The following is a 21,045-nucleotide window of genomic DNA, read 5'->3' as shown; positions in this document are numbered from 1 at the left end:
GGGGTGAGGGAATGGCTGTTTTTGGCGCCGGTGCCGCGGCAACGGCAGGAGCCGGGGCGGTGAACCCCGCCCATCCCTCCGCACCGATTCCCGTCCTGGGTCAGCCACTCGGCTCGAACGTGCGCGTCGATCTCGGCGAGACCGGGATGTCGGTCTTCCCCCTGATCGTCGGTGGCGGTGAGTTCGGCTGGACTGTCGACGCAGCCACGAGCCACGCGATCCTCGACACCTATGTGCGTGCCGGCGGCAACGCCATCCACACGGCCGACAGCTTCTCGGGCGGCCGCAGCGAACACATCATCGGCCGATGGATGGCAGACCGCGGCATCCGCGATGACATCGTTCTGGCAGTGCGCGTCGGTGCCCATCCCGACCACCCGGGGCTCGGGCCTGTCGACCTCGTGCGGGCAGCAGAGGCCTCGCTCACGCGCCTCGGTACCGACCGCATCGATGTTCTTTACCTCGACGCTCGCGCAGACACGACCACAGCGGTGGAAGAGACGCTCGCTACCGCTGAGTGGCTCATCAGCGCGGGCAAGGTCCGCGCTATTGGAGCGATCGGGTATCAGGCTGCTCAGCTCGTGGAAGCTCGCATCCTGTGCTCGGCCGGCTACCCGCGGATCTCGGTTCTGGATGTTCCCTTCAACGTCCTGCGGCGCCACGAGTTCGACAGTGATCTGCGCCTGGTGGCCAGCGCGCAGTCGATGGCGGTGACGCCCTCCCACGCCCTCGAGCACGGATTCTTGTCGGGTCTGCACCGCGACCGTCTCAACGGACCGCTGTCGGTTCGAGCGAAGCAGATCACCGCGAACGTCAACCGGCGGGGTACCCGCACCCTGAAGGCTCTGGATGCGATTGCCGCGGAGCTGGGGGTCACCAACGCCTCGGTTGCCGTTGCCTGGCTCCTTGCGCAGCGCATCATCACGGCCCCGATCATCAACGCGTTCGCCCCGTACCAGGTGGACGAGCTGGTGCAGGGCGTGGGTGTGCGGCTCACGCGAGGCCAGCTGGCCGATATCGCCCGCGCGGCGGACTGAGACCTCCCGCCTAGGGCCGAGAGGTTAGGGTAGGACTGTTCCGAGCACGTCGAGGAAGCGGCCCCGTGACCCACTACATCTATCTCGTTCGCCACGGTGAGCATCTGGATGCCGAGCATGGTCTGATCGACGGACCACTCTCCCCGCGCGGCCAACGCCAGGCAGCTTTCTTGGCCGACCGTCTGTCGGGGATCCCCTTCAACGCGCTCTGGCACTCCCCGCTCGATCGTGCCGCTGAGACAGCTCGGGCGATCGCGGAGCGAATGCCAGCCCTCACCCCGACCCCGTCGGCCCTGCTGTTCGATTGCGTTCCCACGGGCATGGTCGAGGAGACTCCGGCTGTGTTCGAGCCGTTCTTCGGAGCGGTCACCGAGGAAGAGGTCGAGGCGGGTCGTGCGCAGATGGCCGATGCCGTCAACGCCTTCCTCGTGCGCAAGTCCGGTGAGGTCCACGAACTGCTCGTGACCCACAACTTCGTCATCGGCTGGTTCGTCCGTGAGGTCCTCCAGGCTCCCGAGTGGAAGTGGATGACGCTGAATCAAGCTAACTGTGGTCTGACGGTGCTGGCCCAGAAGCAGGGGAGACCGTGGACGCTGCTGTCCCACAACGACCTCGCCCATATTCCGGTCGAAGACCGCACCGGGCTTCCCGAGGCTTACGCGTTCTGAGCGTGCGCTGCGCGGCCGGATGCCGCGGATAGGCTGGAACCCATGACCACACGCGTCGCCATCGTCGGTGCCACGGGCAAGCTCGGCGGAATCATCCGCGATGTCGTTGCCGCTGAGCCCGGGTTCGAGGTCCACGCTGAGCTCGACTCGCGGTCGCCGATGTCAGATCTTGACGGCGCCGATCTCGTCGTGGATGCAACGATTCCCGCCGTGTCGATCGATGTGGTTCGCGCTGCAGCGCAGCGGGGGATCGACATCATCGTCGGGACGTCCGGGTGGTCGGCCGAACGTATCGCACGAGTCCGGCCCGAGATCGAACAGGCTGGCATCAGGGCGGTATTCATTCCGAACTTCTCGCTCGGATCCGTGATCGGTTCAGCGCTCTCTGCCGCCGCTGCTCCCTTCTTCCCGTCGATCGAGATCATCGAAGCGCACCGCGAGACCAAGATCGACTCGCCCTCGGGAACGGCTGTGCGTACCGCTGAACTGATCGCTGCGGCCCGTGCAGATGCGGGCCCGGTCGCCGCTCCCCATGTCGACCAGCGCGCACGAGGTCAGCAGGTTGCGAGCGTTCCCATTCATTCCCTCCGGCGACCGGGAGTGGTTGCGAGTCAGAATGTCGTGCTCTCGGGGCCGGGGGAGACGCTCACCCTCACCCACGACACCATTGACCCTGCAGCCGCCTATGCGCCAGGCATCCGGCTCGTGCTCGGAGCTGTCGCCGGTCGCGTTGCCGGTGTCGCGCCCGGCAGTGTCGTCATCGGGCTTGACACCTTCCTTGACATCGGCATCCGCCTGCCGGCGTTTGTCGACCAGGCCCCTGTGGACGAGGGCGGCGTGCCGGGGCAGGTAGCCCGCGCCACCGGCGCATGAGTTCGCGCATCGCCGTCGGAGTGATGGCGGCGCTTCTGCTGCTGTACATCGCCCTGGTGGCCCAGCGGGCGTGGCTGTTGCTGATCAGCGGCGACCCGGTCGGTGTGGCGATGGGGGCGGTGCTGGTCGTCTTGCCGGTGATCGCGGTCTGGGCGCTGTGGCGCGAGCTGTGGTTCGGCGTGCGCGCCGAGCAACTCGGTCGACGCCTTGAGGCCGAGGGGGAGGTACCGGATGATCTGGTCGCGGTGCGCCCCAGCGGGCGGGTCATGCGCGCGGACGGGGATGCGCTGTTTCCGCGCTTCAAGGCGGGAGTCGAAAGCGCACCCGAGGACTGGCGGGCCTGGTATCGGCTTGGGATCGTCTACGACGCGGCCGGAGACCGACGTCGTGCGCGGGCGGCAGTGCGAACTGCCATCCGACTCGAGCGCGGGCAGGCTCCGCAGAACTGACGAAATCGGTCAGCGGCCAATGGCAGCTCGTACCGCTTCTTCCGCGCTCTCGTGCGTCCACGAGAAACCGGACGCGGCCAGCACCTCGGGGATGACGTAGGCGTCGGTCGTCAAGAGCGACTCGGTCGGGTCCGACCCCAACACGAGCTTCAGGCCCCACTCGGGGGCGCGCAGCAGGTACGGGCGGTTCAGCTCTCGAGCCAGTGTGAAGCCGATGTCGTTCGCCGTCGCGCGGGTCGGGCCGCACAGGTTCACGGGCCCCGTCGTGCCGGTGTCGATGATGTGTCGGATCGCGCGAACCTCGTCATCCAGCGAGATCCACGGCCACACCTGCGTGCCCCGTCCCAGGGGACCGCTGAGCCCGAGTTTCGTCAGCAGGATCAGGGGCTTCAGCACGCCGTCACGGTGAATGATCGAGGCAGTGCGTAGCGTCGTCACCCGGGCTTTATCGCCGGCACCGCGGGCGGCGCTTTCCCACTCGCCGCAGAGGTCAGCGAGGAAGCCGTTCCCGCGGGGTGCATCTTCGGCTACGGCGCCGACCGGATCCGTGCCGTAGTAGCCGACAGCGGATGCCGACACGAAGTGCGGGGCGCTCGCGCCCAGCTCGCGAACGGCACGTGCCAGGGCCCGCGTCGGCGTGATCCGCGACCACAGCAGTGTGTGCTTGTAGGACGAGCTCCACGGGAATCGACCGATGCTCGCCCCGTTCAAACCGATGACCGCGTCTGCGCCGTCCAGCACTGCCGGGTCGAGCACGTCGGAGTCGACGAGCCACGGTACCTCGTCAGCACCAGGATCGGGGGTGCGGACGAGACTTGTCACGCGGACGCCGTCGGCCCGCAGACTCTCGGCGAGCGCCCGGCCGATGAGGCCGGACGCTCCGCCGATGACGACGTGTCGCAGAGCGGACTCAGGCAAGCGTCGCCTCAAGGGTGATCTCGATCCCCGCGAGGGCTGCCGAGACCGGGCATCCGGCCTTCGCGGCGTTCGCGATGCGGTCGAAGTCCTCCTGCGATAGGCCCGGCACGGATGCGTGCACGTTGAGGTGGCTTCCGGTGATTCCGGTGCCCGGGACGAAGGTGACAGCTGCCGAGCAGCGCACCGACTCGGGTGGCGTGCCGTTCTGGGTGAGCTCGTGCGAGAACGCCATGCTGAAGCAGGAAGCGTGGGCTGCTGCGATGAGTTCCTCGGGCGTGGTGACCGTCGAGGAGCCTTCGCTACGGGCCTTCCAGTTGACATCGAACGTGCCGAGGTGGGAACTGTCGAACGTCACTGTTCCCGACCCATCGGTCAGGCTGCCGTTCCAGACTGTGGTGGCTTCGCTCGTCACGGACATGGGGACCTCCTTGGTCGTCATGCGCCCGGAGTGAGCGCTTCCGCGGTCAGCCTAATGGCGTTTCGCGGGCGAGGGCAGGCTCGTGACAAAACCCGCGGCGCCGGCCGGATGCCTCGGTCAGGCGGCGCCGGCGGGGCGCCGACCGAGAACCCCTGCTCGCTGCAGCACGAGGTAGAGCTGGCATCCCAGGCACAGCCCGAACACGGCGTTGAGGAACGCTGCGACGAACGCTGCAGCGGCGGCGGCAGGGACTCCCCAGGGCACGCCGAGAAGGAACAGCAGGATGCCGATCGCGGTGACGAACAGGCCCACGCCCTGCGCGAAGCGCGGCGGGCGCGGGTCTTCGAGCTCGCTGGGCGGACCCAGACGGGGCTGGATGAGGGCGCGATACAGGGCGCCCCACGGGGCGGTGCGCGGCGCCACGACGCCCCACAGGAACAGCAGGGCGATCACGACCAGCAGCACGAAGGCCGCGATACTGGCGCCGATAAGCCCCAGGAACACGTCGATGAGCAGCAGGACGGCGGTGATTGCGGCGGCGAACCGCGGACCCCGAGGGTCGATGCCGCGGGCTTTGTCAGACATTGGCGCTCTCCGTCGTCAGTCGCTGAAGTTCGAGCTCGAGCACGTGGCGGTTGGGCACTCCGCCGAATCGGGTCTGGACTGCGCCGTCACGGTCGAGCACGAGGGTTGTGGGTGTCTGCAGCACGTTGAAGTGGCGCGCGATGTCGGGCCTGTGGGTCAGGTCGACATCCAGGTGAAGTACCCCGGGACGCGACGCTGCGATCTCGCCGAGCGTCCGGTGAACGCTGGGGCATCTGCTGCACATCTCCGTGCTGAACTGCAGCAGGGTTGCCGCATCTCCGAGTCGGTCCGCGCCGAGACGCGCGGGTTCGACGATCTCATGGTTGACGTCGCGCCGCGCACGCCCCTGACGGGTGCGCAGCAGGATGCCGATCACGGCACTGACCGCGACCAGAACGGCGATGCCGATGAGAGCAGAGACGGGTTCCACGGCATCCCACACTAAGCGACCGGAACGGGGGAGGGGCGCACGTGACGGACTGTGACGCTGGACGGGCAGAACTCCGGCTGCAGGAGGCAGGACGCGCCCGGCTCGCACCGTGCCGCGCGAGGTTGCGCGAGTAGGGTGTGAGCCGTGACCGACATCGAGTTTCGCAGCGACGTGACCGTCGAGCTTGTCCGAGCCAGTGCCGCAGATTCCGACGTCTTGTTCGCGGCGCGGGTATCCACTCTGGGCGAACAGACCCTCGGGGATGCGGCAGCGGGGGTTGAAGCATCCGATCGAGACCGCGGATTGATCAACTACCTGATGCGCGACCGGCACGGGTCGCCATTCGAGCACAACTCGATGACCTTCTACGTGCAGGCGCCGATCTTCGTGTTCCGCGAGTTCATGCGGCACCGGATCGCCTCCTACAACGAGGAATCGGGGCGGTACCGCGAACTGCGGCCGGTGTTCTACGTTCCAGCTCCCGACCGCAAGCTCGTGCAGGTCGGAAAGCCCGGCGCGTACGACTTCATCGACGGCACTCCCGAGCAGACCGAGATCGTCGACGAGGCGACGCGCGAAGCGTCCGCGCACGCGTTCGCGGCGTATCAACGGATGCTGGATGCGGGCGTTGCCCGCGAGGTTGCGCGCATCGTGCTGCCGCTGAACACCTACTCGTCGATGTACGTCACGATGAACGCCCGATCGCTCATGAACTTCCTGTCGCTGCGGACCAAGGTCGAAGGCTCTCACTTCCCGTCTTTCCCGCAGCGCGAGATCGAGATGTGCGCCGAGAAGATGGAAGACCTCTGGGCGACGCTGATGCCGATGACCCATGCCGCCTTCGCAGCCAACGGACGCGTCGCTCCGTGATGGCTTGCCGCAGGATCCGCTGAGTCGCATGCCGAAGACCGTTCTCGTCACCGGGGCAAGCTCGGGGCTCGGCGCCGAGTATGCCCGCCGCCTCGCCGCACGGGGTGCCGACGTCGTGCTCGTGGGTCGGGACAGGGAAGCCCTGGATGCCGTCGCCGCCGAGATCCGTGAACGCTACCCCGTTCAGGCCGAGACTCTCGTCGCCGACCTGACCAAGCCGCGGCAGCGGGCGAAGGTCGAAGCCCGGCTGACAGATCCCGAACGCCCCATCGAGGTGCTGGTCAACAACGCCGGGTTCGGGCTGCCCCTCGCGTTCGAACGCAACGACATCGAGGATGAAGCGCGGCACCTGGAGCTGCACGTCGAGGTGCCGATGCGGCTCATGCACGCGGCCCTCGGGCCGATGCTCAGCCGAGGCCACGGGCGAATCATCAACGTCGCATCCGTGGCCGCCTACACACCGCGATCGACCTACGGCGCCGTCAAGCGCTGGGTCGTCGAGTTCTCGCGGTGGGCCAACGCGGCCTATGCACCGTCCGGGGTGACCGTGACCGCGGTCTGCCCCGGTTTCACCCACACGAACTTCCACGAGCGGATGGGGCTCGCCCCGGGTCGCGAGGGAGTGGCTGATTGGCTGTGGCTCGACGCTGACGTCGTCGTCGAGCAATCCCTGCGCGATGCCGCCCGCGGCCGGGCAGTCTCGATCCCGTCCCTGAAGTGGAAGCTGATCACTGCCGCCGCGCGCCTGCTGCCGGCATCCGTCTCCGCATCGGCCGGCCGCCGCGGGCGCTAAGACCCGTCAGTTCAGTTCACACGCCCGAGGTGGATCGCGGCGAACATCAGCGCTGCGATCGTCTCGCCGTCGCTGATCGCACCATCGCGAATCATCCGGAGCACCTCCGGAAACGGGACCCACGACACTTCGTCGATTCCCTCCTCGCGGCGCTCGGTCGCATCGGCGGGAATGGGCGTGAGGCCGGTCGCGAGGAAGACGTGCTCGGGGGCGTCGGCGATGCCGTTGAGGGCATACATGAAGCCGATCTCGGTGAACTCGCTCGCCTGGAGCCCGGTCTCTTCACGCAGCTCGCGCTCGGCCGCATCGCGGGGAGATTCGCCGTCGGTGCCGCCCGCGGGAACCTCGATGGATCGGTTGCCGGTCGGATAGCGCTCGAGGGCGACCAGGCAGACCCTGTCGTGTGCATCGACGGCCACGACGAAGACTGCCGGATGCTGCATCCTCACCACGCCGTAGATCCCTGCGCCGGCAGGGCCGCTGACGCTGTCTTCTCGAACCGCGATCCACCGGTTCTCATAGATCGATCTCGACGATTCTGTGCGCCACGACATGGCACCAGGCTAGAGCGCCGAGGCGCCGCAGGATGCCGAACCGATAGCCTGAACCCATGACGCACTCGACAAACCCGTTCGGGCAGGTACTCGTCGCGCTGGTCACTCCCATGACCGCCGACGGCGAGGTCGACTGGCCGGCGGTCGAGAAGCACATCGACGATGTGATCGGCGCGGGCGCCGACGGCATCGTCGTGACGGGAACCACGGGCGAGACCTCGACCCTGACTGACGCCGAGAAGATTCGCCTCGTCGAGGTCGGCAAGGATGTCGCGGCAGGCCGTGCCGCCATCATCACCGGCGGCGGCTCCAACGAGACAGCACACGCCATCGAGCTTTATAAGGCCAGCGAGAAGGTCGGTGCCGACGGCATCATGATCGTCACGCCGTACTACAACAAGCCGACGCAGGCCGGCATCCTGACCCACTTCCGCCTGGTCGCCGATGCCACTGACCTTCCCGTCATCCTCTACGACATCCCGGGCCGCACGGGAGTGCCGATCCAGTACGAGACGATCCTGCGGCTTGCCAAGCACCCGAACATCCTCGCCATCAAAGACGCCAAGGGCGATTTCAGCGAGGTCAGCCGCGTGCTGAACCAGACCGACCTGATGTACTTCTCGGGCGACGATGCGAACGTGTTGCCGCACCTGTCGATCGGGGCGACCGGCCTGATCGGGGTGACCGCCAACATTGCCGCGCAGCCCTACCGCGTGATCGTGGATGCCGTCAACGCCGGTGACCTGGCGGTAGCAACCGCAGCCCACCGCCAGCTCGAGCCGCTCGTGCGGGCAGTCATGACCCACGTTCCCGGCACCGTCTCGGCCAAGTACATCCTCCACGGGCTCGGCCGGATCACCAGCCCCCGCGTGCGCCTGCCGCTGGTTGGCCCGGAGGAGTGGGAAGCCGCCAAGATCGAGGACGAACTCGCCCTTGTCTCGGGTGTTCCCGGTGTCGATTTCTCGAACTTCCGTCCTGACCGCAACGCTGCCGCCGGCGGTGCCCTGCCCAAGGTCTCGGGCACCACGCGCTGATTCCCAGCGCCGATAGGAGTCGCATGTCCAACGCTGTTCTCGCCCCGCCCCCGCTCGAACCGGGAACGCTGCGCGTCATCCCGCTCGGGGGTCTCGGCGAGGTCGGCCGCAACATGACCATCTTCGAGTTCGACGGCAAGATCCTCGTCCTGGACTGCGGGGTGCTCTTCCCCGAGGAGCACCAGCCCGGCGTGGATCTGATCCTCCCCGACTTCGAACCGCTCAAGGAGCGCCTGGACGACATCGTCGGTATCGTGCTCACGCACGGCCATGAAGACCACATCGGCGCCGTTCCGTACCTGCTGAAGCTCAAGGGCGATCTGCCGCTGATCGGCTCGGGACTCACCCTGGCCCTCACGGAGGCAAAGCTCAAGGAGCACCGCCTGCGTCCCTACACCCTCACGGTGAAGGAGGGACAGGTCGAGCGTCTCGGCCCCTTCGAGCTCGAGTTCGTGGCGGTCAACCACTCGATTCCCGACGCGCTCGCGGTTGCCATCCGAACCGAGGCGGGCACGGTGCTGGCCACCGGCGACTTCAAGATGGATCAGCTCCCGCTGGATGGGCGCCTCACCGACCTGCGGGCGTTCTCGCGCCTGGGCGAAGCGGGGGTCGACCTCTTTCTGGTCGACTCCACGAATGCCGACGTGCCCGGATTCACGCCCCTCGAGAAGGAGATCGGCCCGGTCCTCGACCAGGTCATTGGCAAAGCGCCGCGCCGCGTCATCGTCGCGAGCTTTTCCAGCCACGTCCACCGCGTTCAGCAGGTGATGGATGCGGCAGCTGCCCACGGGCGCCGTTTGGCGCTGCTTGGTCGCAGCATGGTGCGCAACATGACGATCGCCGAAGACCTCGGCTACCTGAATGTGCCGGACGGCCTGCTCATCGACTACAAGAAGGCGCGGAACCTTCCCGACGATCAGATCGTCTACATGTCGACCGGGTCGCAGGGAGAGCCCATGGCTGTGCTCTCGCGGATGGCCAATCTCGACCACGAGATCGAACCGGGCCCCGGCGACACCGTCATCCTCGCTTCGAGCCTGATCCCCGGCAACGAGAACGCCGTCTACCGCGTCATCGACGGGCTCACCAAGCTCGGGGCCAACGTCGTTCACAAGGCCAATGCCAAGGTCCACGTGTCGGGGCATGCGGCGGCGGGGGAGCTGCTCTACTGCTACAACATCTTGAAGCCTCGAAACGTGCTCCCCGTCCACGGTGAGTACCGGCACCTGATGGCCAATGCTCAGCTGGCGCAGCAGACCGGTGTCCCGGCCGAGAACACGATCGTCGCCGAGAACGGGTCGGTCATCGACCTGCGCGACGGTGTCGCGCGCAACGTCGGTCAGCTCGATCTCGGTTTCGTCTACGTCGACGGATCGAGCGTTGGTGAGATCACCGACGCCGATCTCAAGGACCGTCGCATCCTCGGCGAAGAGGGCTTCATCTCGGTGATCGTCGTCGTGGATGCCGCGACCGGCCGCATCATTTCCGGCCCCGAGGTCCACGCGCGAGGCTTTGCGGAGGACGCGGCAGTTTTCGAGAGTGTGAAGCCCAAGATCGCTGCAGCGCTCGCGGAAGCCGCGCAGTCCGGTGTGCGAGACAACCATGCGCTCTCACAGGTCGTGCGCCGGACGATCGGCCGGTGGGTCAACCAGTCCCTGCGTCGTCGGCCGATGATCGTACCGCTGGTCATCGAGGCCTGAGCTGCGCCGCCGGTCGGCGGATGCTCGACCCGTCGCGCTCGCTACAATCACGGCATGCCCGCCAGCTTCAGCATCCGCCCCGCAACGGCTGCCGATGGAGCGTTCCTGGGTGACATGGTCGTCGAGGCAGCCAACTGGTCGCCGGGACGATCCCGGCCGAGGTATGAGGTGCTGACCGCCCCCGAGCACGGCAGGTACGTCTCGGGCTGGATGCGCCCCGGGGATGCCGGGTTCGTCGCGTCGGATCCGCAGGGCGAGCCGATCGGGGCTGCGTGGCACCGGATGTTCCCCCGATCCGATCCGGGGTTCGGCTACGTCGGGACGGGAGTTCCCGAGCTGATCATCGGGGTGCGCCCCATCTGGCGGGCACACGGGGTCGGCCGCGCACTCCTGCGGTCGCTGTCAGACAAAGCCCGTGCCGAGGGCTTCGCGCGGCTGAGCCTGAGCGTGGAGCGCGGCAACTTCGCCGCGGTCTTCTACCGTACGGAGGGTTTCGCCGTGGTCCAGAGCGGCTTCGGGCGCGACACCATGGTCAAGCGCCTGCGCTGAGAGCGCAGAGCAGGGGCGGATGCCGACAGGCCGCGTCGTTCCGCGGAATTGTCGGTGGTCGCACCTACCGTGGAGGTCATGCCGAGGAGTAGCACCAAGACCTCGACCTCTGGTCGTGCGCCCGCCAAGGGCTCGCGTTCGCGCGCGTCAGCGCCGGCGCCCAAGCGGTACGTCGGTGACGAGGAGCGGCCCGCGCTGATCGTGCGGATGTGGCTGGGGCTCGCGCACGCGACCGGCGGCATGTTCCGTGCGTTCGGTCCCGAGACCCTGGAGAAAGACCAGCGCCGCGACGGATTCCCGTTCTTTCTGGTGCTGCTCGCGATTGCCGGCGCGGTCGTGGAGTGGTTCTTCATCGGATCGGATGTCGGCGAGACGATCTCGGCCTATTCGGTGGGCGCGCTTGTCGGACGCGTCGCGTTCGTGCTGCCGGTCCTGCTGGTGATCCTCGCGGGCTGGCTGTTTCGTCATCCGGCATCCGTTCACGACAACGGCAGGATCGGAATCGGTTTCGGCCTGATCATCCTGGTCATCGCGGCCTTCGCGCATGTCTACGGCGGCCGCCCGCAGCCGCGTGACGGCCTGCCCGCGCTCAGTGCTGCGGGAGGCGTCTTCGGCTGGATGCTGGGGGAGCCGCTCGCTCTGGGGTTGACCTCGATCGGTGCCGGCATCGTGCTGAGCCTGCTCGGCATCCTCAGCATCCTGATCCTCACCAAGACGCCGCCCAACCGCATCGGCAGGCGCCTGGGCGACCTCTATGCCTGGATGTTCGGCGCCGATCGCGTCACGGGCCCCGCCGAGTCGGCCGATGCCGACGAGACCGAGTCTGCCGAGCGCACGTCCTTGCCGTGGTGGCGCCGGAACAGCTCGGGGCGCGAGCAGGATCCCGATGGCGGCATGTCGACGGAGGACTTCCTCACCGAACTCCTGCCGCCGGGCCCGCCCGAGGGAGGCTTCGATCAGGCTTTCGCTGCTGTCGCTTCGGATGCGCCGGCGCCTGATGCGCTTACCGAGGTCATCGATCCGGCCGTCCTCGACGGCGCGAAGAAGGCGGTTGGCGCGTCGCGTACGGGGCTCCAGGATGACGATGCCGATGACGAGGATGCCGCGTTGCCCGGCGTGATCGGCATTGGCAGCGATGCGACCCGGTCCGCTCCGACCGCGCCGTACCGTCTCCCTTCCGTGAACAATCTCTCGGCGGGAACTCCCGCGAAGGCGCGCTCCGAGGCCAACGACGCCGTGGTCCGAGCCATCACGAGCGTCTTCGAGGAGTTCTCGATCAACGCGCGGGTGACGGGGTTCTCCCGCGGACCGACAGTCACGCAGTACGAGATCGAGCTCGGCCCCGGCGTGAAGGTCGAGCGCATCACGGCGCTCACCAACAACATCGCGTACGCCGTCGCATCCAACGAGGTTCGTATCCTCGCGCCGATCCCCGGCAAGAGCGCGATCGGGGTCGAGATCCCGAACACCGACCGTGAGATCGTCACGCTTGGTGACGTCCTGCGTTCGGCTGCTGCCACTGGGTCGACGCATCCGATGACGATCGGTGTGGGCAAGGACGTCGGCGGCGGATTCGTCGTCGCGAACCTCGCCAAGATGCCTCACCTTCTGGTTGCAGGCTCGACGGGTTCGGGAAAGTCGAGCTTCGTGAACTCGATGATCACGAGCCTGCTGATGCGCGCCAAGCCCTCAGAGGTCCGCATGGTGCTCATCGATCCCAAGCGGGTCGAGCTGACCTCGTACGCCGGCGTGCCGCATCTGATCACGCCGATCATCACGAACCCCAAGAAGGCTGCCGAAGCTCTTCAGTGGGTCGTGAAAGAGATGGACATGCGTTACGACGACCTCGCGTCGTTCGGTTTCCGCCACATCGACGACTTCAACCGCGCTGTCGTCGCTGGCGAGGTGAAGCTGCCGCCCGGGAGCGAACGCGCCCTCAAGCCCTACCCATATCTCCTGGTCGTGGTCGATGAGCTCGCCGACCTCATGATGGTCGCCCCGCGCGATGTGGAGGACTCGATCGTCCGCATCACGCAGCTGGCGCGAGCGAGCGGCATCCATCTGGTGCTGGCGACGCAGCGACCCTCGGTAGATGTCGTGACCGGCCTCATCAAGGCCAACGTCCCCTCGCGTCTCGCGTTCGCGGTGACTAGTGTTACCGACTCCCGCGTGATCCTCGATCAGCCCGGAGCTGACCGCCTGATCGGCCAGGGTGATGGCCTCTTCCTGCCGATGGGGGCCTCCAAGGCCCTTCGCGTGCAGGGCGCATGGGTGAGTGAGTCCGAGATCGAGAAGGTCGTCGCTCATGTCACCGGGCAGGCGCGCCCCGAGTATCGGTCGGACGTTCAGGCGGCGGCCGAGAAGAAAGAAGTGGATGCCGACATCGGTGACGACCTCGAGTTGCTGCTGGCTGCGGCAGAACTCGTCGTTTCGACGCAGTTCGGCTCGACCTCGATGCTTCAGCGCAAGCTCCGCGTGGGCTTCGCGAAGGCGGGTCGCCTGATGGATCTGCTCGAGTCACGCGAGATCGTCGGTCCCTCCGAGGGCTCGAAGGCGCGCGATGTGCTCGTCACGGCCGAGCAGCTGCCGGACGTGCTTGCGCGTCTGCGCGGCGAGGACGCGCCCGGTGCGGCATCCGAGGACCCGTACGGTCCCGATGCTGTCGATGGGCAGTTCGCCGGGTATGAGGTCGTCGACGGTGACGAGGGCAGCGAGGATGCCTGGGGGCTGACCGGCCGCGACTGACCGGTCTCGTCCCCCGAGCACGCGGGTCTTGCGCAGTAGGCTCGCCCCATGGCGATTCCGAGGCAGCTGCCCAACGCGATCACGATCGTGCGCATTCTCATGGCGCCGGTCTTCCTCTGGATGCTGCTGGCCGATGCGGGATCGGACGGTGCGCTGCGCTGGTGGGCTGCGGTGATCTTCATCGTCGCCATCGCCACCGACGGGATCGACGGCTATCTTGCGCGCAAGTACGAGATCGTCACCGACCTCGGCAAGCTCCTGGACCCGATCGCCGACAAGGTGCTGACCGGGTTCGCGTTCATCGGACTGTCGATCCTTGGCGAGCTGCCATGGTGGATCACGATCGTTGTTCTGATTCGCGAGGTCGGAATCACGATCTACCGCTTCATCGTCGTGAGCGATCACGTGCTGGCTGCAGCGTGGATGGGAAAGCTCAAGACCGTCGCGCAGGCCGTTGCGCTCTCGCTCGCCCTGCTTCCGCTGTGGAACCTCGTCGGCGAGTGGATCTTCTGGGTCAACGGCGTTGCGATGACGATCGCTGTCATCCTGACCATCGCGAGCGGGATCGACTACGTCGTCACCGAGGTTCGGGCCGCGCGTGCTCGGCGGGGTGAGGTGGCGCGGTCGGCGGAATCATGACGTCCGCCGCCTGGGCGCGTGCGTCCGAGGTTCTCGCGACGCTTCGCTCCCGAGCGTGGCGGCTGGGTGTTGCCGAGTCGTTGACCGGCGGCGCGCTCGCTTCGGCGTTCGTGTCGGTTCCCGGTGCTTCGGACGTTTTCCGTGGCGGGGTCGTCGCCTACGCCACCGATCTGAAGGCAAGCCTTCTCGGGGTGGACGCTGCGCTCCTGGACCGCGAGGGCGCGGTACATCCCGAGGTTGCCGGTCAGATGGCCCGCGGCATCCGGGTCGCAACCGCTCAGGCCGGTGCGCTCACCGAGGTCGGGGTGGCGACGACCGGCGTTGCCGGACCCGACCCGCAGGACGGAGCACCGGTCGGACGCGTTTATGTTGCCGTCGTGACACCGGAGCGTGAGGCGGTCACCGAGCTTGAGCTCGCCGGTGATCGGGCGGCGATTCGTGCGGAAGCGGTCGCGGCTGCCCTCGAGATGCTGCGCGTTTCGCTCTGAGCGAGCGCGGGCCGCAGGCGGGAACACCCGGTGTTTCGGATGCGTTACTTTCGGTGATTCCCACCCATTCCCCAGAAGGCGGCATTAGTGTGACCTACATCGGTGTTGTACTGTTGTCCACCCGCGACACCAGCGGAATCACCACCAACAGAAGCAGTCAGTGAGGAGGGGACCCGAGATGGTACTGGTACGTCAAGAGATCGGCGAAGTCCTGCGTGACTTCCGCCAGCAGAAGGGTCGCACCCTCCGTCAGGTCGCCAGCCGCGCAAGCGTCGCGCTGGGTTACTTGAGCGAAGTGGAGCGCGGCCAGAAGGAAGCCTCGAGCGAGATTCTCGCCTCGGTCGCCGAAGCGCTCGATGTTCCCATCTCAACGATCATGCGCGAAGTCGGAGACCGTCTCGCCGTGCTCGAGGGCCTGCAGACCTTCCCCGACGTCGTCCCCGACGAGCTCGTCGCGTCGATGGACGCCGAGCTCTCCCTGCGCTGACCAGCGCCGCAATCTGCATGCGTCGTAGCGAGTTCGACCGCGCCGTAGCCGACGAGTTCGGTGCGCAGTCAGCTGCACTTCTGGCCGACCTGGTCCTTTCCGGTGTCGGTGGGCGCACTGCGACCGAGGCGATCGCGGCCGGTGTTCCGCCACGGGATGTGTGGCTCGCGCTGTGCGCAGAGACTGACGTGCCCGCGCAGCGCCGGTATGGCGTCGGTCGCCTCGAACCTCGCCGCTGACGCGACGGCGTGTCGTCGAAGATCTGTTCGATGACCGCGTAGTCTCCTGCACAAGTGGAGTCGAGAAGGCGTTCCCTCACGACACGCGGACCGACCCGCAGCAATGTCGGGACCCCCGCGTACCGTGAGCAGCGTCGAACGACACCATGCGCCTTGTCGCACTGATACTCATCCGAGTCGCAGCGCGACAGCCTACAGGCGGCCGATTCTCCGGAGCCGGATAGACCGACGACGGACCGAGTGCTGAAGGAGCACACGCCATGCCCACACCCGCAGACCGCGAGAAGGCGCTCGATTCAGCGCTCGCGCAGATCGACAGGCAGTTCGGAAAGGGCTCGGTGATGCGACTGGGCAGCGACGAGCGCGCACCGGTCGAGGTCATCCCGACCGGCTCCATCGCCCTTGACGTGGCACTGGGTGTCGGCGGCCTGCCGCGCGGCCGCATCATCGAGATCTACGGTCCGGAGTCCTCGGGTAAGACGACTCTTACCCTCCACGCGATCGCGAACGTCCAGAAGGCTGGTGGTATCGCCGCGTTCATTGACGCTGAGCACGCGCTCGATCCCGACTACGCGCAGAAGCTCGGCGTCGACATCGATCAGCTTCTCGTCTCACAGCCCGACACGGGAGAGCAGGCGCTGGAGATCGCAGACATGCTGATCCGCTCGGGGGCCATCGATCTGGTGGTCATCGACTCGGTCGCTGCGCTCGTGCCCAAGGCCGAGATCGAGGGCGAGATGGGTGATTCGCACGTCGGTCTGCAGGCTCGTCTCATGTCCCAGGCGCTGCGCAAGCTCACCGGTGGCCTGAACCAGACCAAGACCACGGCGATCTTCATCAACCAGCTGCGCGAGAAGATCGGCGTGTTCTTCGGCTCTCCCGAGACCACTGCCGGTGGAAAGGCGCTGAAGTTCTATGCATCAGTGCGCCTGGACATCCGTCGGATCGAGACGCTCAAGGACGGCACGGATGCCGTCGGTAACCGCACGCGCGTCAAGGTCGTCAAGAACAAGATGGCGCCGCCATTCAAGCAGGCCGAGTTCGACATCCTCTACGGCACGGGTATCTCTCGCGAGGGCAGCCTCATCGATTTCGGTGTGGAGCACAGCATCGTGAAGAAGTCCGGAGCCTGGTACACCTACGACGGCGAGCAGCTGGGGCAGGGCAAGGAGAACGCGAGGTCTTTCCTGCTCAAGAACGAAGACATCGCTGCCGACATCGAGACCAAGATCAAAGAGAAGCTTGGCATCGGCGGAGCAAAGCCCGCGGGTGATGTCGAAGACGAGCTCGCCAAGCGGCGCCCGGCCTGATCATGATGCGTGAGACCGGGGGCGAGCAGTCGCTCGCTCCCGTCATCCCGCTGTTCGGTGACGGGGCCTTCTCTCGCGGCCCAGCTGCCCGCGACGCAGTCTCCAGCGATGATGACCTCTTCGGTGAAGATCGCGGTGAAGCCTGTGCGGAACTGTCCGCAGGCACGTGGCATTCGACGTGGGTCGATGACGACGATCTCGCTGAGGATGATGACGACTCCTACTTCGCCGACCCATACGGGGAATCTCGTGCGTCGTCGGCCGTCGCCCGTGCTGCGCTCGATCGACTGATCAAGCGGCTGCGCCGGCGCGGACTGTCGGAGGGGGAAGCCACCGATGAGCTGGTTGCGGACGGCGTTGAGAAGGTCGTCGCAGAGGTGCTCGTGGCCGAACTCGTGGGAAAGAGATGGCTCGGTGATGCCGACCTCGCAGAGCAGCTCGTGCACACCGCGGTCACCAGGCGTCGCGAAGGACGGCGAGCAATCGCCCAGCTGCTAGCCAAGCGCCGCATTCCCCGTGACGTCGCCGATGCGGCGCTGGCGACGCTTCCCGATGACGACGCCGAACGGGCTCTCGAGTTCGCACGGCAGAAGGCCGGTGGCTACCGTGGTGTGGCCGTCGATGTCGCGATCCGGCGCCTCGTCGGTCAGCTACAGCGACGCGGTTACCCACCGGGGGTGGCGATGACCGCGGCACGGCTTGCGTTGGCTGACCCGCGCGACTGAGACCTAACCCGCCGGCTGCGCAGGTACCGGTGGCTCGCTGTACCCGGGCAGCCTCGCACTCGGCCAGTACCCCGGAGCGGCTCGTAGAATGGCAGGCACTATGACCACCCCCTCCGCTTCGCCGACGTTCATCGCGCCGTCGCCCGCAGCCGTGTCACCTACGGGAGCGGCGCGGACCTACGAGGTGCGCACGTTCGGCTGCCAGATGAACGTCCATGACTCCGAGCGACTCTCCGGATCGCTCGAGAGCGCTGGTTACGTACGCGCGGCCGCCGGTGACGAAGCCGACATCGTCGTCATCAACACCTGCGCGGTCCGTGACAATGCCGCCGGCAAGCTCTACGGCACCCTCGGCCACCTCAAGTCCCGCAAAGACAAGCGCGAGGGAATGCAGATCGCGGTCGGCGGATGCCTCGCACAGATGGACAAGGAGCGAGTCCTCGAGAAGGCGCCGTGGGTGGACGTTGTCTTCGGCACGCACAACATGGGATCGCTGCCGACCCTGCTCGAGCGTGCGCGACACAACGAGGAAGCAGAACTCGAGATCCTCGAGTCGCTCGAGATCTTCCCCTCGACTCTTCCGACCAAGCGCGACAGCGCGGCGTCGGGGTGGGTGTCGATTTCGGTCGGGTGCAACAACACCTGCACGTTCTGCATCGTTCCGAGCCTTCGTGGCAAAGAGAAGGATCGGCGCCCCGGCGACATCCTGAACGAGATCCGCCTGCTCGTCGATGACGGGGCGATCGAAGTCACTCTCCTCGGGCAGAACGTGAACTCCTACGGTGTCGAGTTCGGCGACCGGCAGGCGTTCGGCAAGCTGCTGCGCGCCGCGGGCGAGATCGAGGGTCTCGAGCGTATCCGCTTCACGAGCCCTCACCCTGCTGCGTTCACCGATGATGTGATCGAGGCGATGGCCGAGACGCCGTCGGTGATGCCGCAGCTTCACATGCCCCTCCAGTCGGGAAGCGACCGGATCCTGCGAGCCATGCGCCGCTCGTATCGCAGCGACAGGTTCCTTGGCATCCTCGACCGTGTGCGCGACCGTATTCCGCATGCTGCGATCTCCACCGACATCATCGTCGGGTTCCCGGGCGAGACTGACGAGGACTTCGAAGACACGATGCGCGTCGTCGAACGCGCCCGGTTCGCCAGCGCCTTCACCTTCCAGTACTCGATTCGCGAAGGAACGCCCGCGGCGACGATGGCCGACCAGGTGCCGAAGGCTGTCGTGCAGGAGCGTTACAACCGGCTCATCGAGCTCCAGGAACGCATCAGTCTTGAAGAGAACCAGGCTCAAGTGGGCCGGGAGCTCGATGTGCTCGTTTCGACGGGCGAGGGCAAGAAGGATGCCGAAACCCGACGACTGACCGGCCGCGCCGAAGACAACCGGCTGGTGCATTTCGAGGTTCCCGACGGCTCGGATGTTCCTCGGCCCGGCGATGTCGTCACTGTGGCGGTTACCCATGCTGCGCCGTTCCATCTGCTTGCCGATGCCCCCGAGGGTGGACGACTTCGCGTCCGCCGCACGCGCGCCGGGGATGCGTGGGATCGGTCACTCGCCGAGTCGTGCGCCATACCCACACCGTCAGCGACCGGTGAGCGCCGTGCGGTCTCGCTGGGAGTCCCCTCACTGCGTGTGAGCGCGTGACGCAGACCCGTGGGGATGGCCGGCATGGGCGCCCGCGCTGACATGATGGCGGAGCCGACGCTGTGGGTCATCGTCGGGGCGACGGGAACCGGCAAGAGCGAGACCTCGCTAGCCCTGGCTGAGGAGCTGACGCGGCGCGGGCGGCGCGCAGAGATCATCAACGCCGACGCCATGCAGCTGTACCACGGCATGGACATCGGAACGGCCAAGCTCCCTGAGGCGGAGCGGAGGGGCATCCCGCACCACCTCTTCGACGTACTCGATGTGACCGAAGAGGCGGCTGTCGCGGCTTATCAGCCCGCAGCACGCGCGGCGATCGCACAGATCCAGGCGCGCGGTGCTGAAGCGATCCTCGTCGGGGGATCAGGGCTCTACGTCTCCAGCGTCATCTACGACTTCCAGTTCCCCCCGCGCGACCCCGCGCGCCGAGCTGCGCTGGAAGCCGAGGCGGCGGCGAAAGGCGTCGGCGTCCTCGTTGACCGCCTTCGCGCTCTCGACCCCGACACCGCGGCGAGGATCGATCCGGCCAACGAGCGGCGGGTGATCCGCGCTCTCGAGGTGATCGAATCGGGAAGCGCCGGCCACGGCGCGGCGCTCCCCGATCGACCGGTGACGTGGCACCCGCGAACGCGGATCCTCGGCCGACGGATGCCGAGAGCGGACCTTGTCGCTCGCCTCGATGTCCGTGTCGAACGGATGTGGGCAGACGGGCTCCTCGGCGAAGTGGAATCACTCCGTGCCGCCGGGATCGAGCGCGGGGTCACCGCGCGCCGCGCCATCGGCTATGCGCAGGCGCTGGGCCAGCTTGCGGGAGAGCTCTCGCAGGCGGAGGCAATAGCGCAGACCCAGGCCCTGACGCGCCGCTACGCCCGTCGCCAGGTGTCGTGGTTCCGCCGGTACGCCGGTGTGCACTGGCTCGAATCTCATGACGACGTCGCGCGGGTGCTGGACCTGTGACGGGATCACCCCGGGGCGAGCACACGGCGGTGCGCTTCTAGACTGAAGGCATGTCGATCCCCATCTCGTTCACCAAGGGCCACGGCACGGGCAACGACTTCGTCATCGTGCCCGACGCCGACGGGGATCTCGACCTCTCCGACGACCAGGTGGCGGCGCTGTGCGACCGACGGTTCGGGGTCGGTGCCGACGGGCTGCTGCGGGTTGTCCGCGCCGCAGCGATCCCCGAAGGCGCTGCAGCCACCGCCGCGGGCGTGGAGTGGTTCATGGACTACCGAAACGCCGACGGGTCGGCTGCGGAGATGTGCGGGAACGGCATCCGTGTCTTCGTGCGCTATCTCACCGCGGTCGGCTGGGCGGATGCTGCAGCGGGCCCGGTCCTGGTGGGCACCCGCGCCGGCATCAAGCCCGTGACGCTTCATGAGCGCGGCTTCGAAGTGGATCTCGGTGCCTTCCAGATCGACGAGTCCGAGGTTCTGGTTCGGGCTCGCCATCTCGATGTCGCACGGCCCGGAATCGGGGTGGATGTTGGCAATCCGCATGTCGTGGTCGCCCTCCCCACTGCCGATGAACTTGCCGGCATCGATCTCGCGCGCGTCCCACAGCTCGAGCCGGCTCCCACCGCCGGTGCGAACGTGGAGTTCGTCGTGCCGAACGATCCTCTGGTCCAGGGCGGCACGGGGGGCCTCAGCATGCGGGTCTTCGAACGCGGCGTCGGTGAAACGCTTTCGTGCGGCACGGGGGTCGCTGCGGCTGCCCTCGCGGTGCGTCACTGGGCCGGCGCTGCAGCGCCCGATGCCTGGCAGGTCGGTGTGCCCGGCGGCGAGCTCGGGGTTCGCGTGGCATCCGTGGATGGTGTCTCGCACGTCTTTCTCGCGGGCCCCGCCACCCTCGTCTTCTCCGGCGAGATGGCGCTGGCCTGACCTCGT

The 21,045-nt window shown here is 67.1% G+C and carries 24 protein-coding genes; 19 read left to right on the top strand and 5 right to left on the bottom strand.

Features of this window, described 5'->3' with window-relative positions; translation table 11 throughout:
- Nucleotides 1-11: 11 nt before the first annotated feature.
- The 4 genes from AADH62_RS10830 (at nucleotide 12) to AADH62_RS10815 (ending at nucleotide 3,027) form a co-directional block, all read left to right on the top strand.
- Nucleotides 12-1,037, top strand: coding sequence for an aldo/keto reductase (locus tag AADH62_RS10830; RefSeq protein ID WP_341579480.1), 1,026 nt, complete (start codon nucleotides 12-14; stop codon nucleotides 1,035-1,037).
- Nucleotides 1,038-1,102: 65 nt separating this feature from the next.
- A complete protein-coding gene (locus AADH62_RS10825; protein ID WP_341579479.1) occupies nucleotides 1,103-1,705 on the top strand; it encodes a histidine phosphatase family protein in 603 nt (200 codons plus the stop codon).
- Nucleotides 1,706-1,747: 42 nt separating this feature from the next.
- Complete coding sequence (gene dapB / locus AADH62_RS10820; protein ID WP_341579478.1) at nucleotides 1,748-2,578, top strand: 4-hydroxy-tetrahydrodipicolinate reductase; 831 nt, start codon at nucleotides 1,748-1,750, stop codon at nucleotides 2,576-2,578.
- Nucleotides 2,575-3,027 carry a hypothetical protein gene (locus tag AADH62_RS10815; RefSeq protein WP_341579477.1) on the top strand — a complete coding sequence of 151 codons (453 nt, stop codon included), beginning with the start codon at nucleotides 2,575-2,577 and terminating at the stop codon, nucleotides 3,025-3,027. Before dapB ends, AADH62_RS10815 begins: the two co-directional genes overlap by 4 nt.
- Before the next feature lie 9 nt (nucleotides 3,028-3,036).
- On the opposite strand, the gene AADH62_RS10810 is transcribed toward AADH62_RS10815, so the two are convergent.
- The 4 genes from AADH62_RS10810 to AADH62_RS10795 form a co-directional block, all read right to left on the bottom strand.
- Nucleotides 3,037-3,945: a TIGR01777 family oxidoreductase gene (locus AADH62_RS10810; RefSeq protein ID WP_341579476.1), complete on the bottom strand. Its 909-nt coding sequence runs from the start codon at nucleotides 3,943-3,945 to the stop codon at nucleotides 3,037-3,039.
- On the bottom strand, nucleotides 3,938-4,363 hold the full coding sequence (locus tag AADH62_RS10805; protein ID WP_341579475.1) for an OsmC family peroxiredoxin: 426 nt from the start codon (nucleotides 4,361-4,363) through the stop codon (nucleotides 3,938-3,940). Before AADH62_RS10805 ends, AADH62_RS10810 begins: the two co-directional genes overlap by 8 nt.
- Before the next feature lie 117 nt (nucleotides 4,364-4,480).
- Nucleotides 4,481-4,948 carry a DUF4395 domain-containing protein gene (locus tag AADH62_RS10800; RefSeq protein ID WP_341579474.1) on the bottom strand — a complete coding sequence of 156 codons (468 nt, stop codon included), beginning with the start codon at nucleotides 4,946-4,948 and terminating at the stop codon, nucleotides 4,481-4,483.
- Nucleotides 4,941-5,378 carry a thioredoxin family protein gene (locus AADH62_RS10795; protein WP_341579473.1) on the bottom strand — a complete coding sequence of 146 codons (438 nt, stop codon included), beginning with the start codon at nucleotides 5,376-5,378 and terminating at the stop codon, nucleotides 4,941-4,943. The genes AADH62_RS10800 and AADH62_RS10795 overlap by 8 nt, the downstream gene beginning before the upstream one ends.
- A 144-nt stretch (nucleotides 5,379-5,522) precedes the next feature.
- Here AADH62_RS10795 and thyX point away from each other — a divergent pair, with 144 nt between their 5' ends.
- Both thyX and AADH62_RS10785 read left to right on the top strand, forming a co-directional pair.
- Nucleotides 5,523-6,248 (top strand): FAD-dependent thymidylate synthase, encoded by a 726-nt coding sequence (gene thyX / locus AADH62_RS10790; RefSeq protein ID WP_341579472.1) that lies wholly within the window; start codon nucleotides 5,523-5,525, stop codon nucleotides 6,246-6,248.
- Between the two features lie 28 nt (nucleotides 6,249-6,276).
- The gene (locus tag AADH62_RS10785) at nucleotides 6,277-7,041 is read left to right on the top strand and encodes an SDR family oxidoreductase (protein ID WP_341579471.1); all 765 of its coding nucleotides are present in this window, start codon (nucleotides 6,277-6,279) and stop codon (nucleotides 7,039-7,041) included.
- An 11-nt stretch (nucleotides 7,042-7,052) separates the two neighbouring features.
- Here AADH62_RS10785 and AADH62_RS10780 read toward each other — a convergent pair whose 3' ends face one another.
- Nucleotides 7,053-7,595, bottom strand: coding sequence for an NUDIX hydrolase (locus AADH62_RS10780; protein ID WP_341579470.1), 543 nt, complete (start codon nucleotides 7,593-7,595; stop codon nucleotides 7,053-7,055).
- A gap of 56 nt (nucleotides 7,596-7,651) precedes the next feature.
- On the opposite strand from AADH62_RS10780, the gene dapA reads away from it, so the two are divergent.
- From dapA to dapF, 13 genes are all read left to right on the top strand, one after another.
- On the top strand, nucleotides 7,652-8,629 hold the full coding sequence (gene dapA, locus AADH62_RS10775; RefSeq protein WP_341579469.1) for a 4-hydroxy-tetrahydrodipicolinate synthase: 978 nt from the start codon (nucleotides 7,652-7,654) through the stop codon (nucleotides 8,627-8,629).
- Nucleotides 8,630-8,652: 23 nt separating this feature from the next.
- The gene (locus tag AADH62_RS10770) at nucleotides 8,653-10,329 is read left to right on the top strand and encodes a ribonuclease J (RefSeq protein WP_341579468.1); all 1,677 of its coding nucleotides are present in this window, start codon (nucleotides 8,653-8,655) and stop codon (nucleotides 10,327-10,329) included.
- 54 nt (nucleotides 10,330-10,383) lie between these two features.
- The gene (locus AADH62_RS10765) at nucleotides 10,384-10,878 is read left to right on the top strand and encodes a GNAT family N-acetyltransferase (RefSeq protein WP_341579467.1); all 495 of its coding nucleotides are present in this window, start codon (nucleotides 10,384-10,386) and stop codon (nucleotides 10,876-10,878) included.
- A gap of 78 nt (nucleotides 10,879-10,956) precedes the next feature.
- Nucleotides 10,957-13,623, top strand: coding sequence for an FtsK/SpoIIIE family DNA translocase (locus AADH62_RS10760; RefSeq protein ID WP_341579466.1), 2,667 nt, complete (start codon nucleotides 10,957-10,959; stop codon nucleotides 13,621-13,623).
- 48 nt (nucleotides 13,624-13,671) lie between these two features.
- The gene (gene pgsA, locus AADH62_RS10755) at nucleotides 13,672-14,262 is read left to right on the top strand and encodes a CDP-diacylglycerol--glycerol-3-phosphate 3-phosphatidyltransferase (RefSeq protein WP_341579465.1); all 591 of its coding nucleotides are present in this window, start codon (nucleotides 13,672-13,674) and stop codon (nucleotides 14,260-14,262) included.
- Nucleotides 14,259-14,750 carry a CinA family protein gene (locus tag AADH62_RS10750; protein WP_341579464.1) on the top strand — a complete coding sequence of 164 codons (492 nt, stop codon included), beginning with the start codon at nucleotides 14,259-14,261 and terminating at the stop codon, nucleotides 14,748-14,750. Before pgsA ends, AADH62_RS10750 begins: the two co-directional genes overlap by 4 nt.
- A gap of 178 nt (nucleotides 14,751-14,928) precedes the next feature.
- Nucleotides 14,929-15,237 (top strand): helix-turn-helix domain-containing protein, encoded by a 309-nt coding sequence (locus tag AADH62_RS10745; RefSeq protein WP_195693428.1) that lies wholly within the window; start codon nucleotides 14,929-14,931, stop codon nucleotides 15,235-15,237.
- 17 nt (nucleotides 15,238-15,254) lie between these two features.
- Nucleotides 15,255-15,476 (top strand): DUF3046 domain-containing protein, encoded by a 222-nt coding sequence (locus AADH62_RS10740; RefSeq protein ID WP_341579463.1) that lies wholly within the window; start codon nucleotides 15,255-15,257, stop codon nucleotides 15,474-15,476.
- 260 nt (nucleotides 15,477-15,736) lie between these two features.
- Nucleotides 15,737-16,786, top strand: coding sequence for a recombinase RecA (gene recA / locus AADH62_RS10735; RefSeq protein ID WP_341579462.1), 1,050 nt, complete (start codon nucleotides 15,737-15,739; stop codon nucleotides 16,784-16,786).
- Nucleotides 16,787-16,791: 5 nt separating this feature from the next.
- Complete coding sequence (locus AADH62_RS10730; RefSeq protein ID WP_341579461.1) at nucleotides 16,792-17,511, top strand: regulatory protein RecX; 720 nt, start codon at nucleotides 16,792-16,794, stop codon at nucleotides 17,509-17,511.
- A gap of 100 nt (nucleotides 17,512-17,611) precedes the next feature.
- Nucleotides 17,612-19,159 (top strand): tRNA (N6-isopentenyl adenosine(37)-C2)-methylthiotransferase MiaB, encoded by a 1,548-nt coding sequence (gene miaB / locus AADH62_RS10725; RefSeq protein WP_341579460.1) that lies wholly within the window; start codon nucleotides 17,612-17,614, stop codon nucleotides 19,157-19,159.
- Nucleotides 19,160-19,204: 45 nt separating this feature from the next.
- Nucleotides 19,205-20,116 carry a tRNA (adenosine(37)-N6)-dimethylallyltransferase MiaA gene (gene miaA, locus AADH62_RS10720; RefSeq protein WP_425355676.1) on the top strand — a complete coding sequence of 304 codons (912 nt, stop codon included), beginning with the start codon at nucleotides 19,205-19,207 and terminating at the stop codon, nucleotides 20,114-20,116.
- A 50-nt stretch (nucleotides 20,117-20,166) separates the two neighbouring features.
- The gene (gene dapF / locus AADH62_RS10715; protein WP_341579458.1) at nucleotides 20,167-21,039 is read left to right on the top strand and encodes a diaminopimelate epimerase; all 873 of its coding nucleotides are present in this window, start codon (nucleotides 20,167-20,169) and stop codon (nucleotides 21,037-21,039) included.
- Nucleotides 21,040-21,045 lie beyond the last annotated feature (6 nt).

Origin of the sequence: Microbacterium schleiferi (assembly GCF_038150145.1) — a bacterium.
Lineage (GTDB): Bacteria > Actinomycetota > Actinomycetes > Actinomycetales > Microbacteriaceae > Microbacterium > Microbacterium schleiferi_B.
This window is presented reverse-complemented; position numbering and strand designations above follow the sequence as displayed.

Coding starts and splice junctions, on each gene's coding strand:
- AADH62_RS10750 (WP_341579464.1), top strand. CDS start 14,259: ATGACGTCCGCCGCCTGGGCGCGTGCGTCCGAGGTTCTCGCGACGCTT.
- AADH62_RS10785 (WP_341579471.1), top strand. CDS start 6,277: ATGCCGAAGACCGTTCTCGTCACCGGGGCAAGCTCGGGGCTCGGCGCC.
- AADH62_RS10815 (WP_341579477.1), top strand. CDS start 2,575: ATGAGTTCGCGCATCGCCGTCGGAGTGATGGCGGCGCTTCTGCTGCTG.
- AADH62_RS10800 (WP_341579474.1), bottom strand. CDS start 4,948: ATGTCTGACAAAGCCCGCGGCATCGACCCTCGGGGTCCGCGGTTCGCC.
- miaB (WP_341579460.1), top strand. CDS start 17,612: ATGACCACCCCCTCCGCTTCGCCGACGTTCATCGCGCCGTCGCCCGCA.
- AADH62_RS10765 (WP_341579467.1), top strand. CDS start 10,384: ATGCCCGCCAGCTTCAGCATCCGCCCCGCAACGGCTGCCGATGGAGCG.
- dapF (WP_341579458.1), top strand. CDS start 20,167: ATGTCGATCCCCATCTCGTTCACCAAGGGCCACGGCACGGGCAACGAC.
- AADH62_RS10780 (WP_341579470.1), bottom strand. CDS start 7,595: ATGTCGTGGCGCACAGAATCGTCGAGATCGATCTATGAGAACCGGTGG.
- AADH62_RS10760 (WP_341579466.1), top strand. CDS start 10,957: ATGCCGAGGAGTAGCACCAAGACCTCGACCTCTGGTCGTGCGCCCGCC.
- recA (WP_341579462.1), top strand. CDS start 15,737: ATGCCCACACCCGCAGACCGCGAGAAGGCGCTCGATTCAGCGCTCGCG.
- AADH62_RS10770 (WP_341579468.1), top strand. CDS start 8,653: ATGTCCAACGCTGTTCTCGCCCCGCCCCCGCTCGAACCGGGAACGCTG.
- dapA (WP_341579469.1), top strand. CDS start 7,652: ATGACGCACTCGACAAACCCGTTCGGGCAGGTACTCGTCGCGCTGGTC.
- AADH62_RS10740 (WP_341579463.1), top strand. CDS start 15,255: ATGCGTCGTAGCGAGTTCGACCGCGCCGTAGCCGACGAGTTCGGTGCG.
- miaA (WP_425355676.1), top strand. CDS start 19,205: ATGGCGGAGCCGACGCTGTGGGTCATCGTCGGGGCGACGGGAACCGGC.
- AADH62_RS10805 (WP_341579475.1), bottom strand. CDS start 4,363: ATGTCCGTGACGAGCGAAGCCACCACAGTCTGGAACGGCAGCCTGACC.
- dapB (WP_341579478.1), top strand. CDS start 1,748: ATGACCACACGCGTCGCCATCGTCGGTGCCACGGGCAAGCTCGGCGGA.
- AADH62_RS10745 (WP_195693428.1), top strand. CDS start 14,929: ATGGTACTGGTACGTCAAGAGATCGGCGAAGTCCTGCGTGACTTCCGC.
- AADH62_RS10830 (WP_341579480.1), top strand. CDS start 12: ATGGCTGTTTTTGGCGCCGGTGCCGCGGCAACGGCAGGAGCCGGGGCG.
- pgsA (WP_341579465.1), top strand. CDS start 13,672: ATGGCGATTCCGAGGCAGCTGCCCAACGCGATCACGATCGTGCGCATT.
- AADH62_RS10730 (WP_341579461.1), top strand. CDS start 16,792: ATGCGTGAGACCGGGGGCGAGCAGTCGCTCGCTCCCGTCATCCCGCTG.